18 protein-coding genes, 1 pseudogene and 1 other annotated feature are annotated in these 19,445 nt (G+C 38.1%); of the genes and pseudogenes, 13 read left to right on the top strand and 6 right to left on the bottom strand.

What is annotated here, in order from left to right:
• Positions 1-26: 26 nt before the first annotated feature.
• Positions 27-701: a class I SAM-dependent methyltransferase gene (locus R2H34_RS12155; RefSeq protein ID WP_004956126.1), complete on the top strand. Its 675-nt coding sequence runs from the start codon at positions 27-29 to the stop codon at positions 699-701.
• A 168-nt stretch (positions 702-869) separates the two neighbouring features.
• Entirely contained in the window at positions 870-1,154 is a 285-nt protein-coding gene (locus R2H34_RS12150; protein ID WP_151708205.1) for a GNAT family N-acetyltransferase, read from the top strand.
• A gap of 55 nt (positions 1,155-1,209) precedes the next feature.
• On the opposite strand, the gene R2H34_RS12145 is transcribed toward R2H34_RS12150, so the two are convergent.
• Positions 1,210-1,632: a hypothetical protein gene (locus tag R2H34_RS12145; protein WP_282896739.1), complete on the bottom strand. Its 423-nt coding sequence runs from the start codon at positions 1,630-1,632 to the stop codon at positions 1,210-1,212.
• A gap of 264 nt (positions 1,633-1,896) precedes the next feature.
• Between R2H34_RS12145 and glpK the strand changes: the two genes are divergently transcribed.
• The 3 genes from glpK (at position 1,897) to glpD (ending at position 5,991) form a co-directional block, all read left to right on the top strand.
• Positions 1,897-3,411, top strand: coding sequence for a glycerol kinase GlpK (glpK, locus tag R2H34_RS12140; RefSeq protein ID WP_087540767.1), 1,515 nt, complete (start codon positions 1,897-1,899; stop codon positions 3,409-3,411).
• A 46-nt stretch (positions 3,412-3,457) separates the two neighbouring features.
• Complete coding sequence (locus R2H34_RS12135; RefSeq protein ID WP_004963376.1) at positions 3,458-4,216, top strand: DeoR/GlpR family DNA-binding transcription regulator; 759 nt, start codon at positions 3,458-3,460, stop codon at positions 4,214-4,216.
• A 254-nt stretch (positions 4,217-4,470) separates the two neighbouring features.
• On the top strand, positions 4,471-5,991 hold the full coding sequence (glpD, locus tag R2H34_RS12130; RefSeq protein ID WP_004963374.1) for a glycerol-3-phosphate dehydrogenase: 1,521 nt from the start codon (positions 4,471-4,473) through the stop codon (positions 5,989-5,991).
• Between the two features lie 85 nt (positions 5,992-6,076).
• Here the strand turns inward: glpD and R2H34_RS12125 are convergent, their stop codons facing one another.
• Positions 6,077-7,906 (bottom strand): phosphoenolpyruvate carboxykinase (GTP), encoded by a 1,830-nt coding sequence (locus tag R2H34_RS12125; protein WP_004963370.1) that lies wholly within the window; start codon positions 7,904-7,906, stop codon positions 6,077-6,079.
• A gap of 395 nt (positions 7,907-8,301) precedes the next feature.
• Between R2H34_RS12125 and R2H34_RS12120 the strand changes: the two genes are divergently transcribed.
• The 5 genes from R2H34_RS12120 to R2H34_RS12100 all read left to right on the top strand — a co-directional run bounded on the left by R2H34_RS12120 (position 8,302) and on the right by R2H34_RS12100 (position 13,046).
• The gene (locus R2H34_RS12120; protein WP_004963368.1) at positions 8,302-9,240 is read left to right on the top strand and encodes a diacylglycerol/lipid kinase family protein; all 939 of its coding nucleotides are present in this window, start codon (positions 8,302-8,304) and stop codon (positions 9,238-9,240) included.
• Positions 9,221-9,991, top strand: a complete 771-nt coding sequence (locus R2H34_RS12115; protein WP_004963365.1) for a metallophosphoesterase family protein — start codon at positions 9,221-9,223, stop codon at positions 9,989-9,991. The genes R2H34_RS12120 and R2H34_RS12115 overlap by 20 nt, the downstream gene beginning before the upstream one ends.
• Before the next feature lie 175 nt (positions 9,992-10,166).
• Entirely contained in the window at positions 10,167-10,457 is a 291-nt protein-coding gene (gene groES, locus R2H34_RS12110; protein WP_000065579.1) for a co-chaperone GroES, read from the top strand.
• A gap of 57 nt (positions 10,458-10,514) precedes the next feature.
• Positions 10,515-12,149 (top strand): chaperonin GroEL, encoded by a 1,635-nt coding sequence (groL, locus tag R2H34_RS12105; protein ID WP_001274625.1) that lies wholly within the window; start codon positions 10,515-10,517, stop codon positions 12,147-12,149.
• Positions 12,150-12,374: 225 nt separating this feature from the next.
• Positions 12,375-13,046: a hypothetical protein gene (locus R2H34_RS12100; protein WP_228128839.1), complete on the top strand. Its 672-nt coding sequence runs from the start codon at positions 12,375-12,377 to the stop codon at positions 13,044-13,046.
• A gap of 66 nt (positions 13,047-13,112) precedes the next feature.
• Here the strand turns inward: R2H34_RS12100 and R2H34_RS12095 are convergent, their stop codons facing one another.
• Entirely contained in the window at positions 13,113-13,487 is a 375-nt protein-coding gene (locus R2H34_RS12095; RefSeq protein ID WP_004963359.1) for a diacylglycerol kinase, read from the bottom strand.
• A gap of 192 nt (positions 13,488-13,679) precedes the next feature.
• On the opposite strand from R2H34_RS12095, the gene R2H34_RS12090 reads away from it, so the two are divergent.
• On the top strand, positions 13,680-14,747 hold the full coding sequence (locus tag R2H34_RS12090) for a 4-phosphoerythronate dehydrogenase (RefSeq protein WP_004963357.1): 1,068 nt from the start codon (positions 13,680-13,682) through the stop codon (positions 14,745-14,747).
• Entirely contained in the window at positions 14,744-15,727 is a 984-nt protein-coding gene (gene epmA / locus R2H34_RS12085) for an EF-P lysine aminoacylase EpmA (protein ID WP_087540769.1), read from the top strand. Before R2H34_RS12090 ends, epmA begins: the two co-directional genes overlap by 4 nt.
• A 5-nt stretch (positions 15,728-15,732) precedes the next feature.
• Here the strand turns inward: epmA and R2H34_RS12080 are convergent.
• The 3 genes and pseudogenes from R2H34_RS12080 to R2H34_RS12070 form a co-directional block, all read right to left on the bottom strand.
• A pseudogene (locus R2H34_RS12080) lies at positions 15,733-16,479 on the bottom strand (helix-turn-helix transcriptional regulator); the annotation flags it as partial.
• 38 nt (positions 16,480-16,517) lie between these two features.
• Positions 16,518-17,737, bottom strand: a protein-coding gene (locus tag R2H34_RS12075; protein WP_318342272.1) for an IS3-like element ISAba29 family transposase whose coding sequence is annotated in 2 segments (ribosomal slippage) — positions 16,518-17,461 and positions 17,461-17,737 — 1,221 coding nt in all. Because the reading frame shifts where the segments join, the coding sequence is not laid out codon by codon here.
• Positions 17,346-17,462 (bottom strand) — a sequence feature (AL1L pseudoknot). It overlaps the preceding gene by 117 nt.
• 99 nt (positions 17,738-17,836) lie before the next feature.
• Positions 17,837-18,454 (bottom strand): rhomboid family intramembrane serine protease, encoded by a 618-nt coding sequence (locus R2H34_RS12070; RefSeq protein WP_004912671.1) that lies wholly within the window; start codon positions 18,452-18,454, stop codon positions 17,837-17,839.
• 153 nt (positions 18,455-18,607) lie between these two features.
• Between R2H34_RS12070 and nfuA the strand changes: the two genes are divergently transcribed.
• Complete coding sequence (gene nfuA / locus R2H34_RS12065) at positions 18,608-19,246, top strand: Fe-S biogenesis protein NfuA (RefSeq protein WP_087540771.1); 639 nt, start codon at positions 18,608-18,610, stop codon at positions 19,244-19,246.
• The last annotated feature ends 199 nt before the right edge of the window (positions 19,247-19,445 follow it).

Genomic DNA, 19,445 nt, shown 5'->3' with positions numbered 1-19,445 from the left:
GGGCTTTTTTCAAGAATTTAAGAAATATGAGCTGTACATTTCAATTTGCGAAAGCACCTGATCAATTGCTTAAAGCCTTACATGAAGTTATTCCAAATACTGATTTATTGGCTCAGCAGTTACCTGAAACCCCAATTTCATTGTGGCTAATTCCTCCTGTATTTCCAACTGATCGTTTAGATGATGAGGTGATTCGTCGTATTTGGAATGAAACCCCTTATTGGATTTTTTGCTGGGCTTCAGGGTTGGCGATGGCGCAATGGCTACTCGCTGAACCACATCATGTAAAAGATAAGGTGGTATTGGATTTTGGTGCAGGCTCAGGTGTGGTTGCAATAGCAGCAAAAATGGCTGGTGCAAAACGTGTTATTTGCTGTGATATTGACCAAGTAAGCTTGGAGTCATGTCGTGAAAATGCATTACTCAATAATGTAGAACTTGAATATTTAGATGATTTATACAAATCTGAACAGGTCGATGTCTTACTTGCCGCTGATGTACTTTATGATCAGTGTAATCGTTTCTTTTTAGATGAGTTTTTGAAGTTCGCACCTGAAGTATGGGTGGCGGATAGTCGTGTGAAAAATTTTAGCCATCCGCAATATTTGAAAATAGATGAAAGAAGTGCAACGACTTGGCCCGATTTAGATGAAGCCAAAGAATTTCGAAATGTAAGTTTTTATCGTACACATCCTCAATAGGCTCTAAATCAAGATAGGGTACTTTGTTGTGTTCTCTGTTTATCAAATAGCAACAGAGATTATTTTGTGTGGATGATAAAACAAGTCTCAGCGATTCAAGTATTGAAAGTTAATTCATATAAATGCTTTCGTACTTGATCGCAATACAATCAAAATTAGGCTTAAATAGTGAATATTAAACAATCAGATAACACTAAACACGGAACTTTTGAGATTTTTGATGCTGATGTAAAAGCTGGTGAGATGGCTTACACGTGGGCAGGTGATTCAATGTTAATCATTGATCATACAGATGTCGAAGATCAATTTCGTGGACAAGGAATTGGTCGTCAATTGTTGGATGCTTTGGTTGCATTTGCACGTGAACGAGAGATTAAAGTTATTCCTTTGTGTCCTTTCTTTAAATCTGTTTTTGATAAAGATCAGTCAATTCACGATGTGCTAAAAGTATAACGATTGATGAAACGTATCTGAAATTGATTCAGATACGTTTTATGTCTTTTATGAATTAGTTGCAGTGATAGCGAACGACTATAAGGGTAGAAGGTCGAGCTTCTAAAGCCTGACGAGTCGCATAACCTTCACTATTGTTCAGATCTGGCGAATTTGTAAGACCAAAAGTGGTACGGCTATTGCCAAGCTTAACACCATATTGTTCTTGTTGAGTTGGGTTCATGATTTCATTCACACTCAGCACTGAGATTTTATAATTTTTATCAGCACCTAAAACTTGTTTACAAGCATGTTGTAATTTGCGCTCGTCAACATCACGATTGCTATGTGCTGCTAAGGTGTATGCTAGAGCCGCTGATGTTGCTGTTTTATTTTCAATTTGATAGCCAGTCAAGCCATTGTATTGATGTGGACTAGTTTGACATGCTGCAATGAAAAGACTACCGCTTACAATAACGAATAAATTAGTTTTTTTCATATCAATGGTCCTGTTATTTCTGTTTTTAAGTATCGCATAAAATCAGCTTTAAGTTGTTAGGATTCTTTAAAACCTAAGCTATTCATCGCATATGAGTTCAAAGTTAAAGAAAGAATTTTCGTTTTCGAACAATTTTGCATATAATCTGCCAAGTTTTTTTATTTAATACAGAAGTCATTGCTTTATTGCAGTATCGAAGCCCGTTTTTTAACGGGCATTTAATTTGTTGCTCAAATAAATAAGGCAAGTCTGGATAGGTATGTCATGATCTCTACAGATAGTCAAAAAAAATATGTGGTTGCATTTGACCAAGGTACCACGAGTTCACGTGCGATCGTGTTGGATCACGATGCAAATGTAATCACGATCGCTCAACGTGAGTTTACCCAAATCTACCCACAACCAGGTTGGGTAGAGCATGATCCGATGGAGATATGGGCAACACAAAGTGCAGTCTGGGTTGAGGCACTTGCACAGGCAAGTATTGCAAGTGATCAAATCGCAGCGATTGGGATCACCAACCAACGCGAAACTACTGTAATTTGGGATAAAAAAACAGGTAAACCTATCTACAATGCGATTGTTTGGCAAAGCCGTCAAAGCAACGAAATTTGTAATCAGCTTCGTCAAGATGGTTGGCAAGACTATATTCGTAAAGTCACAGGGCTTGTAATTGATCCTTATTTTTCTGCAACAAAAATTAAGTGGATCCTAGATCGAGTAGAAGGTAGTCGTGAACGTGCGGAGCGTGGTGAGCTTCTTTTCGGTACGATTGATACATGGTTGATTTGGAAACTTACCAATGGGCAAGCACATGTAACTGATTATACTAATGCTTCTCGTACTATGCTTTTCAACATTGAAACTTTGGAATGGGATGATAAGTTACTCAAAGCTTTAAATATTCCGAAAGCAATGTTGCCTGAGGTACGTAGTTCTTCGGAAGTGTACGGATATACACATACAATTAGTGGGCAAGAAGTTGGAATTCCAATTGCAGGTATTGCTGGTGATCAGCAAGCAGCATTGTTTGGACAAATGTGCGTAGAAGTTGGACAAGCTAAAAACACTTATGGTACGGGTTGCTTCCTTTTAATGAACACGGGCAAGCGAATTGTTCAGTCTGAACATGGTTTACTTACAACAATTGCATGTGGTGCAAAAGGTGAAGTGAATTATGCATTAGAAGGTGCTGTGTTTAATGGTGGTTCATGTGTGCAATGGTTGCGTGATGAATTAAAAGCGATTAATGACTCACATGATTCTGAATACTACGCAACAAAAGTAAAAGACAGTAATGGGGTCTATGTTGTACCTGCGTTTACAGGTTTAGGTGCGCCATATTGGGACCCTACAGCACGCGGTGCGATTTTGGGTATTACACGCGGTGTGAGTATTGAGCATATTATTCGAGCAACTTTAGAATCGATTGCATATCAAACACGTGATGTTTTAGATGCAATGCAACAAGATTCGGGTGAGAAATTACGCACATTACGCGTTGATGGTGGCGTAACTGCAAACAATTTCTTGATGCAATTCCAAGCTGATATTTTAGGCACTTCAGTTGAACGACCTGCAATGAAAGAAACTACAGGTATGGGCGCTGCGTTTTTAGCTGGTTTAGCGGTCGGGTTTTGGTCTGATTTGAATGAATTAAAGAGTAGAATGACGATTGAGCGTAGTTTTACTCCTGAATGTACCCGCGACGAAACCGAAAAACTCTATAAAGGGTGGTTAAAAGCTGTTGGACGTACTCGTGATTGGGCAGAAGATTAGGGTAAAATAGCCGCCGAAGATATACAACAACACAGGATATATGAGCATGAGCTTGATACTACGCCAACAAAAAACCCTCGAATTAGTGAGAGAACGTGGCTATATAAGTATTGAAGAGCTTGCTCAATATTTTGATGTAACACCTCAAACGATTCGTCGTGATATCAACCAGCTTGCTGATGAAGGTTTGCTGCGTCGCTATCATGGCGGAGCGGCACATGATTCAACGGTGGAAAACACTGAATATACGACTCGTGTTGGCTACATGCTTGAAGAAAAAAGAACGATTGCAGCGGCTGTAGCAGCGGCTGTTCCAGACCATGCATCTTTATTTATTAATATTGGTACAACAACTGAAGCAATCGCTCATGCACTTTTAAATCATACTGGTTTAAAAATCATTACTAATAATCTTAATGTGGCTAAGATTTTGAGTAATAAGGAAGACTTTGAGGTCTTAATTGCGAGTGGTCGTGTTCGTCCTGATGGTGGGGTTATTGGTCAAGCTACGGCTGATTTTTTTAAACAATTTAAAGCTGATTATGCGTTGATTGGTATTAGTGGTATTGAAGAAGATGGAACGCTTCTTGATTTTGATTTTCAAGAAGTGTGTGTTTCTCAAGAAATTTTATCTAGTGCTAGGCAAGTGTTTTTAGCAGCCGACAGTAGTAAATTTGGTCGTAATGCCATGATCCGATTGGGATCACTCAAACAAGTTGATTGTATATTTACAGATCAGCAGCCTAATGAAGAATACATGAAGACAATCCGTGAATTGGATGTTGGTTTGATTGTCGCAAAATAAGTATTCATTTTCGAACATTGCGATGTACTATTTGAGCTAATTGATTTAGCTCAATATTTCTATTATTTAGTCTAAAAACTTTCAAAAAATCTTTTTTGTTTAATACTTCAGCATTTTTCCTGTGATTTATAAATTTACCATTTATCTTTAAATGACTGCTGATTGGCATTTTTATGTCTATTTTTTATTGTTTATTTTCATTTGATGTGTTTTAATTTTCATTATTGAACAATAATGAAAATTTGCGGTGACATATGCAAACTTCTCCTCTGTTAAAAGACAAAATTTATGATATCGCTGTGATTGGTGGTGGTATCAATGGTGTAGGTATCGCTGCAGATGCAGCAGGACGTGGTTTGTCTGTGTTCTTATGCGAAAAAGATGATTTAGCAAGTCATACATCATCTGCAAGTAGCAAGCTCATTCATGGTGGATTGCGCTACCTCGAACATAAAGAATTCCGTCTCGTCCGTGAGGCATTGGCTGAGCGTGAAGTGTTATTGGCTAAAGCGCCGCATATCATTCGTCCAATGCGATTTATCATGCCGCATCGCCCACATTTACGTCCAGCATGGCTGATTCGAACAGGCCTATTTTTTTACGACCATTTAGGTAAACGTGAGAAATTATTGGGATCAAATAATGTCTATTTTAAAGATGATAGCCCACTAAATTCAGCAATTACTCGCGGTTTTGAATATTCTGATTGTGCGGTTGATGATTCACGTCTGGTTGTGTTAAATGCTATGCATGCACGTGAAAAAGGCGCTGATGTTATTACTCGCACACGTTGTTTATCAGCTCAACGTGTAGAGGGTTATTGGGTTGTAGAACTAGAGAATGCACAAGGTTCATTTAAAATTAAAGCTAAAGCTTTAGTTAATGCTGCAGGTCCTTGGGTCGCACAATTCATCAAACAAGATTTAGAGCTCAAATCACCTTATGGCATTCGTTTGATTCAAGGTAGTCATATTGTTGTGCCGAAACTGTATGAAGGTGACAAAGCATTTATTATGCAAAATGATGACCGCCGTATTGTGTTTGCGATTCCGTATTTAGATCAATATACAATGATTGGTACGACTGATCGTGAATATCAGGGTGATCCATCAAAAGTACAAATTACGCAAGCAGAAACAGATTATTTGCTTGAAGTGAGTAATGCACATTTCAAAAAACAGCTTACTCAAGCTGATATTATTTGGACATTTTCTGGGGTTAGACCATTATGTGATGATGAGTCCGATAATCCTTCAGCCATTACACGAGACTATACCTTAGCTTTATCTCAAGAAACTCATGATCAGGCACCATTACTTTCTGTTTTTGGTGGAAAGTTAACGACTTATCGGAAATTGGCTGAGTCGGCTATGCAGCAGTTAAAAGCATTCTTCCCTGAAATGAAGGGGAGTTGGACCGCAACTGAGGCTTTACCTGGTGGCGAAAATATGGCATCTGCTGAACAATTAGTGAATGAGATTCGTGCACAAATTACAGATGTTTCTGAGAGCTTAGCAAAACGTTGGGCGACTTCTTATGGTTCGCGTATTTGGAATATCTTGGGCGAGGCTGTTTCAATTGATCAGCTTGGACTGAGTTTTGGACATGGATTATTTGCTAAAGAAGTGGATTACTTATGTCGATTTGAATGGGTAACAACTAGCGAAGATATTCTTTGGAGACGTTCTAAATTAGGATTGGTTTTTTCGCAAAATGAAATTGATCGCTTAGATGCCTATTTATCAAATAAGCCGAATCATATTGTAGCCGCTTAAATAGACTAATATAAAAAAGATCGCTGAAGCGATCTTTTTTATTATCCCTTGATCCCTCTTTATTAAAGGGAGGGAGCTAAGGTAATTAAGCAGACTTAACAGCTGCTAATAATTCATTTTGACGATCTTTAAGTGCTTGTGGTAAACGATCACCAAGTTTAGTAAATAACTCAGTGTGGCTTTCAAGCTCTTTGATCCATTGGTCTTTGTCTTGTGCTGTAACAGTTTCGAATTGCTCTTTAGAGAAGTCGATACCTGTCCAGTTCAATTGTTCATAAGTTGGAACGTAACCAATAGGAGTTTCAGTTGCTTCAGCACGACCTTCACAACGATCAATGATCCACTCAAGAACACGCATGTTTTGACCGAAACCAGGCCATACGAAGTTGCCTTCAGCATCACGACGGAACCAGTTTACGTTGAAGATTTTTGGTAATTTATTACCTGCAGCTTCTGCTTTAGCACCCACTTCTTGACCAAGTTGTAACCAGTGACCGAAGTAATCAGCCATGTTATAACCTGCGAAAGGAAGCATCGCAAATGGATCACGACGAACAATACCTTGTTGACCAACAGCAGCAGCAGTTGTTTCTGAGCCCATAGTTGCAGCTTTATACACGCCATCAACCCAGTCAAATGCTTCAGAAACTAAAGGTACTGTGTCTGCGCGACGACCGCCGAAAATGAATGCAGAGATCGGTACACCTGCTGGATTTTCCCAGTCAGCGTCGATAGAAGGGCATTGACCTGCTGAAACTGTGAAACGTGCATTTGGATGTGCCGCTTTTTCACCAGCAACGTGTGGCTGACCTTTCCAGTTGGTAAGGTTTGATGGAACTTCTTTAGAAAGACCTTCCCACCAAACTTCACCGTCTTCAGTAACTGCAACGTTTGTATAGATTACATCTTTAGTTAATGTCGCCATACAGTTCGGGTTGGTTTTGGTGTTTGTACCAGGTGCAACACCGAAGAAACCAGCTTCTGGGTTGATTGCATATAAACGACCATCTTCACCTGGTTTAATCCAAGCAATATCGTCACCTACAGTCTCAATCTTCCAACCTTCATAACCCGCTGGTGGAATTAACATTGCAAAGTTAGTTTTACCACAAGCAGAAGGGAATGCCGCTGCGATGTAGTGTTTTTCACCTTGTGGGTTTGTTACGCCCAAAATAAGCATGTGCTCAGCTAACCAGCCTTGTTCACGACCCATTGCAGATGCAATACGTAAAGCTAAACATTTTTTACCAAGTAAAGCGTTACCACCATAACCAGAACCGTAAGACCAGATTTCACGAGTTTCTGGGTAATGCACGATATATTTTTCATTGTTACAAGGCCAAGCAACATCTTTTTGACCTTCTTTAAGTGGAGCAGCTACTGTGTGTACACATGGGATGAATTCACCATCTGTACCTAACACGTCATAAACTGCTTTACCCATACGCGCCATTTTAGTCATGCTAACAGCAACGTAAGGTGAATCTGTTAATTCGATACCGATATGTGCAATGTGGCTACCTAATGGACCCATAGAGAAAGGAACCACATACATGGTGCGGCCTTCCATTGAGCCATCAAATAAACCATTTAACTTTTCGCGCATTTCTGCAGGAGCAACCCAGTTATTCGTTGCACCAGCATCTTCTTGGTTTTGAGAGCAGATATAAGTGCGATCTTCAACACGAGCAACGTCAGAAGGGTCAGAATTTGCAAGGTAAGAACCAGGATGTTTTTCTTGGTTAAGTTTTTGCATGGTGCCGTTAGCGATCATCAAGTCGATCAGACGTTGATATTCTTCTTCGCTTCCGTCACACCATTCGATTTTTGCTGGTTTGGTTAATTTTGCAATTTCTTCCACCCATGCAATAAGCTTAGGGTGACGAACGAATTCTGGTGCGTTCACTTGGGTCATGGTGATGCCTTTTTAAAGTGTGTACGACGTACAGTTCTATTCATTGGGTGACAATGAAAATAGATGAAGTAAAAAAAGTGGCTGTATTAAAGCACAAAATCGTAAAAAAAATAAGACTATCGGATCATATTCCCGATTAGTGAAAGAATGTATATTTTTTCATAAGTTATTGTTTTTGATGTTTTTGGTTATGGTTTTTGTTCGCATGTGATTTTTTTATGTGTGTTATTTTTATTATAAATACTTATTAAAAACAATAGTTTATGATTTTTAACTTTTCTTGAGAATTATTATTGATAAATTGAATAATCATCATCCGAATTTTACATAAACTAGCTTTTAATTGTTGTTTTTATAAACAAATATATTGGATATCGTCGTCAAGGCTGCAGTATATGAATCAAGAGTTACAGCCCTTATCTATTATTTATAATCAAAAGTCTGGATTTCATGCAGCTCAACAAGATGAAGTCTACGAGCGTTTGATGACATTTTGGACTCGATATGGTTTTGAGATTCAGGTATTTGAGCTAAATGCGAGAAATGATTTTGATGCGATGATGGAAACAGTATTACTAAGACATCAGCAATCAGAAAAAACTGGTGTTATTGTGGCTGCTGGGGGAGATGGTACTCTGAATGCTGTTGCAAAAAAATTAATGCACACTGATATTCCTATGGGAATTATTCCTTTAGGAACATTTAATTATGTTGCTCGTGTTTTAGAAATTCCAATTGATATTTTTAAAGCTGCCGAGGTGATTGCGACAGGTACTTATCGAGAAGTGCATATTGCAACTTTAAATGATCAGATCTATTTAAATAATGCAAGTTTAGGTTTATACCCATTGTTTATAAAAAAAAGAGAAACATTCAATCGACTTTTTGGTCGCTTCCCCTTACATGCTTATACATCCGCTTTAGATGTTTTATTGCGTGAGCATCAATCTTTGAAATTATCGATTAGTATTGATGAAAAAAAATATCCAGTTAAAACACCTTTGATTTTTTTTGGAAATAATCAATTGCAGCTCTGTGATATGAAATTAAGAATTGCAGAATGTGCTGCAAATGGAAAACTGGCTGGTGTTTTGGTGGCTAAAAATGATCGATTGAGTTTATTAAGAATGTTATTTCAGTTTGTTCAAGGAAAAATTGATCAAGCATCTGATGTTTATTCATTTTGCGCAGAACATATTCAGGTTGAATCTAAAAAGAAAAAATTAACGGTTGCACTCGATGGTGAAATTGTCGAGTTGGAAACTCCTTTAAATTTCGCAGTAAAAAAATCAGCATTAAAAGTGATGGTTCCCCATGTTATTACACCTGTCTGACTTACATTTTGGAACTGAGCGTGAAGTTTGTATTCAGGCAATTCGTGATTTTTGTGAATTACACCGCCCAGAAGCTGTGATTGTCAGTGGAGATTTGACGCAAAGAGCGAGATTGAAACAGTTTTTTGATTGTCGACAATTTCTCGATTCCTTAGATTTGCCTTATTTGGTTGTTCCAGGTAACCATGATATTCCCTTGTTTCACGTATGGAATCGCTTTTTTTCACCATTTGTTCGTTATCAGGCATTTTTTGGTCGATTAGAAACGACACTAGAAACATCGAATTTCTATATTGTTGGGGTGAATAGCATACGTCGCCGCTATCATACACGCGGTCATGTATCACTAGAACAAATACATGAAGTAGCTGAAAAGCTAAGAAATGCTCCGAATAATAAAACCAAGCTCGTTGTTTTTCATCAACCTTTTTATACATTTCCTCATGATCATGGGGATAAAGATTGTCCTGTACTGGCGAAGATAGCGCTTGAACAATGGGGTAAGACAGGACTTTGGGGACTGTTACATGGACATTTGCATAAAGTCGCTATCCATGATTTGAATCAGGTGTTTAATTTGGGATTTGATCATTCAATTTATGACATTCATGCTGGAACAGCTATTTCTAATCGATTGCGTTTTGGCTTGTCTAACAGTTTTAATATAATTTCAGCAAATGGCAAAATCGAACATTATTGGTTTGATGAAAATGAAAAAAATTTTTTAAAATCAAATAGTGTCGATTTATGAGTCAATCATTTTTTTGTTGGATTAAAAAATCATCAAAAAAGTATAAATTTTTTTATTTTTACCCTTGAAGCCTTTTTTTTTAACCCCACAAATGTGGCATATCAAATTTTTTGTTCATTGCTACTGATTAGCAATGCAAATTAATCAAAAAAGACTAAGTCTGATGGAGTTAACTATGAGCAACATTCGTCCGTTACATGATCGTGTTGTGATTCGTCGCGTAGAAGAAGAAACCAAGACTGCTGGTGGTATTTTACTTCCAGGTTCTGCTGCTGAAAAACCTTCTCAAGGTGAAGTGATCGCAGTAGGTAATGGTCAAATCACTGACAATGGTGTGCGTGCTTTGGATGTTAAAGTTGGAGACAAAGTATTATTCGGTACTTATGCAGGTACAACTGTAAAAGTAAACGGTGAAGAACTCTTGATTATGAAAGAGTCAGATATCTTAGCTGTGCTTGAAGGCTAATCGACACATAACTCACATTTATTATCAGATAAAGTATTTAAAGATTCGGAGTTTAACATGTCAGCTAAAGACGTAAAATTTGGTGATTCAGCTCGCTCAAAAATGATTGCAGGTGTAAACGTACTTGCAGATGCGGTTAAAGTCACTTTAGGTCCTAAAGGTCGTAACGTTGTAATCGATCGTTCTTTCGGTGCACCTCACATCACTAAAGATGGTGTAACTGTTGCTAAAGAAATTTCTTTAAAAGACAAGTTTGAAAACATGGGTGCTCAACTTGTTCGTGAAGTTTCTTCAAAAACAAATGACATCGCGGGTGATGGTACAACGACTGCAACTGTACTTGCTCAAGCAATTTTAAATGAAGGTATCAAATCAGTAACTGCTGGTATGAACCCAATGGATTTAAAACGCGGTATCGACATTGCAGTAAAAACTGTAGTTGAAAATATCCGTTCTATTGCTAAACCAGCTGATGATTTCAAAGCAATTGAACAAGTAGGTTCAATCTCTGCTAACTCTGATACTACTGTTGGTAAACTTATTGCTCAAGCAATGGAAAAAGTAGGTAAAGAAGGCGTAATCACTGTAGAAGAAGGCTCTGGCTTCGAAGATGCATTAGACGTTGTAGAAGGTATGCAGTTTGACCGTGGTTATATCTCTCCGTACTTTGCAAACAAACAAGATACTTTAACTGCTGAACTTGAAAATCCGTTCATCCTTCTTGTTGATAAAAAAATCAGCAACATTCGTGAATTGATTTCTGTTTTAGAAGCAGTTGCTAAAACTGGTAAACCACTTCTTATCATCGCTGAAGATGTTGAAGGTGAAGCGCTTGCAACTCTTGTTGTAAACAACATGCGCGGTATCATCAAAGTATGTGCTGTTAAAGCTCCTGGTTTCGGTGACCGTCGTAAAGCAATGCTTCAAGACATCGCGATCTTGACTGGCGCAACAGTTATTTCTGAAGAAGTTGGTATGTCTTTAGAACAAGCAACTCTTCAAGATTTAGGTACAGCGCACAAAATCACTGTTTCTAAAGAAAACACAGTTATTGTTGACGGTGCTGGTGATGCTGCTGCTATCGCTGAGCGTGTTCAACAAATCCGTGCTCAAATCGAAGAATCTACTTCAGAATATGACCGTGAAAAATTACAAGAACGTGTTGCTAAGTTAGCAGGCGGTGTTGCTGTAATTAAAATCGGTGCAGCAACTGAAGTTGAAATGAAAGAGAAGAAAGACCGCGTAGACGACGCACTTCACGCAACTCGTGCAGCAGTTGAAGAAGGTGTTGTTGCTGGTGGTGGTGTTGCTCTTGTTCGCGCTGTAAATGCTCTTGAAGGCTTAAAAGGCGCTAACGAAGATCAAACAGCTGGTATCAACATTTTACGCCGTGCGATCGAAGCTCCACTTCGTCAAATCGTTGCGAATGCTGGTGATGAGCCATCTGTAGTTATCAACGCTGTTAAGAATGGTGAAGGTAACTTTGGTTACAACGCTGCAACTGGCGAATATGGTGATATGTTAGAAATGGGTATCCTTGACCCAGCTAAAGTAACTCGTTCTGCACTTGAGCACGCTGCTTCTGTTGCTGGCTTAATGTTAACTACAGAATGTATGATTACTGACATTCCTGAAGACAAACCAGCTGTTCCAGATATGGGCGGTATGGGTGGTATGGGCGGAATGATGTAATCACATTGTCGCTCATATTTAAAAAAATCCCTGCCTTGGCAGGGATTTTTTACGTTTGAAGTATAGAAAAATCACAATCAAAACGTTATTAATGATCTGACTTAAATAAATAACTTGATAAGTAAATTTTAAATAATTAAACGGTTTTAGGAGTAGAAAATGGTTCGGTTATCATTATTAATTCTTGGGTGTATGGCTTTAAGCTCGTAAGCCTACGCGGATACGATAAAAGATTCATTCCAAGGTGAGACTAAGGTTTTTTTGAATATTTATGGTTTTGCGGCGGACATAAATGGAATAATAGGTTATCAAGGGATTAACTATCAGTTAGATCAACCTGTTAAAGATACCCTAGAGGCGCTTGATCAAGCTTTGATGGGACATCTGGAAGTAACCAAAGGGAAGTGGGGGATTTATACTGATATTCAATATGTAAAGACTGAAGAAGAAAAGCAAGTTTATAATTACCCAATTGCATTATCGACCACTGTAAACTTAAGTAATGCAGGAATTTATTATCGTGCATTTGAACAATTTTCTGATGGTACAGGCTGGATCATTGAACCCACTTTAGGTGTGAATTATACAGATCTAGAGGGAACCTTAGATGCTTTGGGCAAAGGTGTTGCTGTTGAAAAACACTGGTTTGAATATTTTGGTGGGGCGCGGATACGTTACAACTCTACTTCTCCGTGGAATTTAGCAGCGCAATACACTCACGGTACCGAACAAACACAAATCGCTCAGGCTTATTTGGGATACCGTAAAGCTGTATTTTCAACCCCAGTAAATTTTAGAGTGGGTTATCGATACGTATCACAAGACTATTCTGATGGTAACTTTAAATGGGATACCGTACAAAAAGGTCCTGTCGTTGGTCTAGGATTCGGATTTTAATTTAGAATCAAATGACTATGAGTATTGAAAAAAATAAGAAATGCAAAAGCATTTCTTATTTACAAATCACTTTAACAGGATAATCATCCATGTTGAAAAAATGATTCCAAGAGATACAAATTGAGCAGCACTGCCCATATCTTTGGCATTTTTTGAGAGCTGATGTATCTCCAACGATATGCGATCAACCACAGCTTCAATTGCAGAATTAAATAACTCTACAATAATAGCAAGTAAGCAAACAGCGACCATCAATGCTTGTTCAAGGGCAGAAAAATGAACAAAAAAGCTAGTTGGAATTAAAACAAGATTGAGTAATAAAATTTGTCTAAAAGCGGCTTCATAGCTGAATGCGGCTTTAAAACCAGCGAGAGAATAACCCGTTGCATTCAAAATACGCTTGATACCATTTTTGCCTTTGTAGGGAGAGTAAGGCGTCATAACAGAACTTTAAAAGATAAAATATGTCGCCATTATAAAAGTAAAACTGCTTCTGAGGATTGGCAATAAGTCGCATGATCTCTGCAAAGTTGTAATGTTTCTCGCCATTTTATTGGAAACGTTGAGATTTAATTTGTCAATTTGACTGATGCTAAGGATAATAAGCCTAGATCAACAGATGGAATATCCTGCATGAAAATTATCGCAGATGAAAATTTGGCTTTTACCGATTATTTCTTTGCGGAGTTTGCAGAAATACAACATCGAGCGGGGCGAACATTGACTCATGCAGATGTTCAAAATGCTGATGCTTTATTGGTTAGATCGGTTACTAAAGTTAATCATGCCCTAATTGACCAGACTACAATTCAGTTTGTCGGTAGTGCAACGATTGGAACAGATCATCTCGATATTCAAGCGCTAGAACAACAAAACATCACGTGGACGAATGCAGCGGGTTGTAATGCTCAAGCGGTCGCAGAATATGTTATCACTGCGTTGCTGCACCTAGACATCGAATTATTAGAAAGAAATCATGAATTTACATTAGCGATTGTTGGCTTAGGTAATGTTGGTCGTCGACTTGCAAAAATGGCCCAATTATTAGGTTGGACAGTGATTGGCTATGATCCTCTTGTACAGCTAGATGGTATTGAAAATGTATCGTTTGATGCGTTACTAGCACGTGCTGATGCCATATCCATTCATGTACCGTTAACGTCAACTGGTGATCATCCAACACAACATTTATTTAATGAAGCAACGTTTGCTCAAATGAAAGAATCCGCGATACTGATTAATAGCGCGCGTGGTCCAGTGATTCAAGAAGCAGCTTTAATGACAGATATCCAAAGGAATAATCGAAAAGTTATATTAGATGTATTTGAGTTTGAACCTGAAATTTCGCAACAGTTACTAGATATGTTGGCTTTAGCAACACCGCATATTGCGGGTTATAGTCTTGAAGGTAAGGCCCGTGGTACACAGATGATTTATGAGGCATTTTGTCATAAATTTGATTATCCAATATCTAAACAGTTCGAAACCCAATTACCGCATGTTGAGCAATTCTTTGAACAACAAGACTTGAAAGAAGTACTCAAGCAGCATCTTAGCCAAATTTATAATATTGCTGAAGATGATAAAAAATTAAGGGCTTGTGTCATGGATGGAAAAGTTGAACAAAAAGCGTTTGATTTGCTCCGAAAGAATTATCCATTACGCCGTGAATGGGCAGCACACGGTGGACCAAAAGCATGAGCCAGACTAAGAAATCTTATCAACCGACTTGTTCGCTTGAGGCAATAAAAGCCCGTGCAGAGATGTACAATAAAATTCGTCAGTTTTTTGCTGAACGAAATGTTTTAGAAGTTGAAACCCCAGTTTTGTCTCAAGCAGGGGTCACAGATGTGCATTTGGCGTCAGTACAAGTACAGCGTCATATTCATGGAAAATTAAATACTCAATATTTACAGACTTCGCCTGAGTTCCCGATGAAGCGATTGTTGGCGAGTGGTAGTGGCCCAATCTTTCAAATTTGTAAAGTCTTTCGTGATGATGAGCATGGACGTAAACACAATAGCGAATTCACCATGTTGGAATGGTATCGACCTGCTATGGATTTGAAAGCCTTAATGCATGAGACAGCGGATCTATTGGAAACCTGTTTAGCACATCGTTTTGGTGAAATTCGTCCTATTATTTTGAGCTATAAGCATGCTTTTCAAGATCGTTTAGAGATCAACCCATTACAAGCCAGCTTAAAACAACTTAAGGACACCGCACATCGTGTCGGTCTGAATCTTGATTTGGGTGATGATCGTTTGGCTTACATGGACTTATTATTTTCTCATTTTGTAGAGCCAAGTTTGGGCTTTGACAAACCTGTATTTTTGACAGATTTTCCACCTGAGATGGCATCATTAGCAAAAGTAAAACAAGATGAAGATGGGGAATGGGTTGCAGCTCGTTTTGAGGTCTATATTGAAGGCTTAGAGCTTGCTAATGCCTATGACGAACTTCTGGATGCAGAAGTATTAGCAGCACGATTTGAAGCCGATAATCAAGAACGTGCTTTACAAGGTTTACCCGTGATACCTACTGATCAATATCTATTATCTGCTTTACCTCATATGCCTGAATGCTCCGGTATTGCATTGGGTATTGATCGTTTACTTATGGTTGTAATGAATAAGATGAAAATTGATCAAGTGATCGCTTTTCCTGCTGAAATTGCCTAGAGCTGTTATAGAAATTGCATTAATAATTGGATCAACTCACTTTGACGGTGAGTTTGGGTCTTTTTAAAGATGGACTGTAAATGCTTTTTGACAGTATCTGATTGAATATCTTGTGACATAGCAATTTCTTTGACCGTTTTTCCATCTAGGAGTTGTTCACAGATTCTGTGTTCTACAGGTGTAAACATAAATAGTTTTGCGCAAATTTCTTTCTGATATTTGGGTCTATGTTTTAAGCCTGAGAATGTTACTAACAAAACTGGTCGCAAACCAAAAATCTTATGCGCTTTTTCAGGAGAGAGTAAATCTAGGCTCAGGAAAAGTTGGTGATCCAACATCATAATTTTTGTTCGCTCGGCATAACTTAGATCTGGATTATTTTTATAATTTCGCTCCAATTCGATTAGATTTTGGTCGAAAATAGTTTGATTCTCACCAGTAAAAACAAAGCGTCGCTGTTTTATTTGAATTTGAGGATTTATTTCAAATAATTGTTGTGCCTCCGCATTAAGTTCTAAAATATCACCGTTAAAATTAATGATCGCAATAGCTTGCTTCATCTTTTGAATAAGTTGGGAGCCTAAAAGGGTCATTGTGGAATATTCAAAATGATGTCGATATTGCTGAATTTTTTGCTGCAAGATCGGCAAAATTTCATAAACAGGCTTCAACTCAGAACAGCTTAAGGCACCACGATCATAACTGGTTAGAAATGAAAGAATGACACATACCTTATGATCAAAAATAACTTTGAACCGTACCGGGTTTATCGGAGACTTTTTTATTTAAGTTAGGCCACCTGACCTAACGGATTAATCTTATCATAGTACATTGCTTCAAACTCAAAAGGCGATACATAACCCAGTGCACTGTGTACACGCTTTTTGTTGAACCAATCTACCCAATTTAATGTCGCAAGTTGTACATCCGCTAAACCTTGCCAATCTGCTTTTAAATATTCAATCACCTCTGTTTTGTATAAGCCATTCACCGTTTCAGCCAGAGCATTATCGTATGAATCACCCGTTGTACCGACTGATGCTCGTAAATTTGCTGCTTCTAAACGATTGGTATAGCGAATGGAAAGATATTGCACACCTCTGTCGGAATGATGAATCACATTCTTTGGCATGCCTCGATCATGCAATGCTTGCTCCAGTGCATCAAGTACCATATCTGTATTCATCCGTGTTGATACTTTCCATCCAACAATTGTTCGCGAGAACACATCAATAATAAATGCGGTGTAGACCCAGCCTGAATGAGTTTGAATATACGTGAAGTCAGCGACCCACAGCTGGTCAGGATGATCTGCATTAAAATTGCGTTTTACTAAGTCATCTGCTCGTTTTTGATCATCTCGGCTACGGGTGGTTTGTTTATTCTTACCACGCCAAACACCTTGTATACCTAGCTTCTGCATCAATCGAGCAACTGTACAACGTGCGATAACATAACCTTCACGTTTCAATTGTTGCCAGACCTTACGCACACCATATCGACCTAAACTTTCTTTCCAAATACGTTTGATTTGCTCTGCATGATGTAAATCATGCAGAGCACGTTTCGCTCGATGTTCTGGGTTATCAACGAGATCTAAAGCCCGATAATAGGTCGAAGCTGCAATCGGTAAAATTCTACAAATCGCTTCAACACCATATCGATCTTTATTGTTCTGGATAAAATCCACCATTATTTGTGTGGGCGGTCGAGCTCCGCCTGGGCGAAAAAAGCGGCTGCTTTGCGTAGAATTTCATTGGCACGCTTTAATTCTTTAATTTCACGTTCCATTTGCTTCATTTTTTCTTGGTCAGATTTCTGTTGTACTTTGGCAGGATTTAGTTGATCCATATGCTTTAAATACCAAACACGCAATGTTTCAGGAGTACAACCGATTTTAGGAGCAATAGCTGTGATTGCTGCCCAAGTAGAAGGATAATCTTTTTCAGATTCAATTAGTAATTGAACCGCTCTTTCTCTAATTTCGGGGGTATAGTTTGGTTTTTTCATCGGAATAGTCTCTCAGAATATTGAGTCTCCGACAAACCTGGTACGGTTCAATAATCCCTTTTGTTATTTACAAAAGGGATTGAGTGTAAATATTTTAGTTTAGAAGGGGAGTTTTGTGAGTTGGCTAAGAAAATGTGGCAGAACTTTAGGTTCGAGGATAACGGTAACAATGACACCGTATGCTGCTCCCCATAAGTGAGCACTATGGTTTATATTGGTATTTCCACGTTTACCAGACCAAATACTGTAAGCCACATATAAAATAGCGAAAATAATCGCTGGAACTGGAATAAAGAATACGAAAATTAAATTCCACGGTTGAAATAAAATATATGCAAATAAAACGGCTGATACTGCTCCTGAAGCACCCAGACTCGCCCAACGGACATCATTCTTATGTTTTAAATAACTTGGCAAGATAGCAAAAATTAATCCACCTAAATAAAACAGTACAAAGCCCATATCGTAGAAGAATTCACGATAAAAACTTTCAATGATATTACCGAAGAAAAATAGGGTAATCATATTGAACAGTAAATGTGTCCCATCTGCATGTACAAAACCATGGGTAATAAAACGGTCAAATTGCCCACGTTGCATCGCAGGTGGCCAAAAAATCAAACGGTTCATCACGGTTTGATTGCTAAATGCTAATAAAGAAATCGCAACGGTAATAATGATCAGAGTCACAGTGTGACCAAAGGGTAGATGTAGCATAAATGAATTAAATTGATCAGTGTCTAAGCAATAATGCCATTAAAAAGTTAATAAACAATCATCTTGCATATAATTCCTACAAAAATGGTTGATTTTTTTTTATTACCCTCCATCTTCGGTTAATATAACGACATCAGCTTGAGGATTATTGTTATGTCGACTGAGAACACCAACACTGCTGTCGCAGAAGAAATTCCAAACCTTTTGATTACTCCCTCTGCACAAGAGTATTTACGTGATCTATTAGCAAAACAAAATACTCCAGGAATTGGCGTTCGAGTTTTTGTAGAGCATCCAGGAACACCACGTGCTGAGTGTTGTATGGCTTATAGCGCGCCTGAAGAAGTGGTACCAACGGACTATAAACAGGATTATCCAGACTTTCCTGCATATGTAGATGCACCATCGATTCCTTATTTAGTTGATGCAGTCATTGATTACAATAAAGATCGTTTTGGTGGTCAGCTGACTTTCCGTGCACCTAACTCGAAAGTTCCACGTGTAGGGCCTGATGCATCAATCGAAGAGCGTATTACTTATGTATTACAATCTGAAATTAATCCAGGTTTAGAAGGTCATGGCGGTAATTGTAGCCTTGTGGAAGTACAAAATGATCCAGAACATGGTTTAACAGCCGTATTGAAGTTTGGCGGTGGTTGCCAAGGTTGTTCAGCGATTGATGTGACTTTGAAACAAGGTGTTGAAACCACTTTAAAACAGCATGTTCCAGAATTACACCGTGTTGTAGATCAAACAGATCATACTCAATCAGAAGGTGCATATTTCAAGTAATTTGAAGGATTGCATTTATGAATAAAAAAGAGCCTATATGAGGCTCTTTTTTAATTTTTGAACCTTTATTTTGTTTTTAATATTGTTTCATAACAATAAAATCATGTGTATTAATGAATATATAAATAATAATAATTATCATTTGTATTGAGTTTTACTTGTTTTTTGTTGGAATTCACATAAATTTTTAAGCAAATCT

It is taken from the genome of Acinetobacter sp. 16 (assembly GCF_033439925.1).
Lineage (GTDB): Bacteria > Pseudomonadota > Gammaproteobacteria > Pseudomonadales > Moraxellaceae > Acinetobacter > Acinetobacter junii.
Note: the sequence above shows the minus strand (reverse complement) of the source record. Positions and strands in the feature narration are given on the sequence as shown.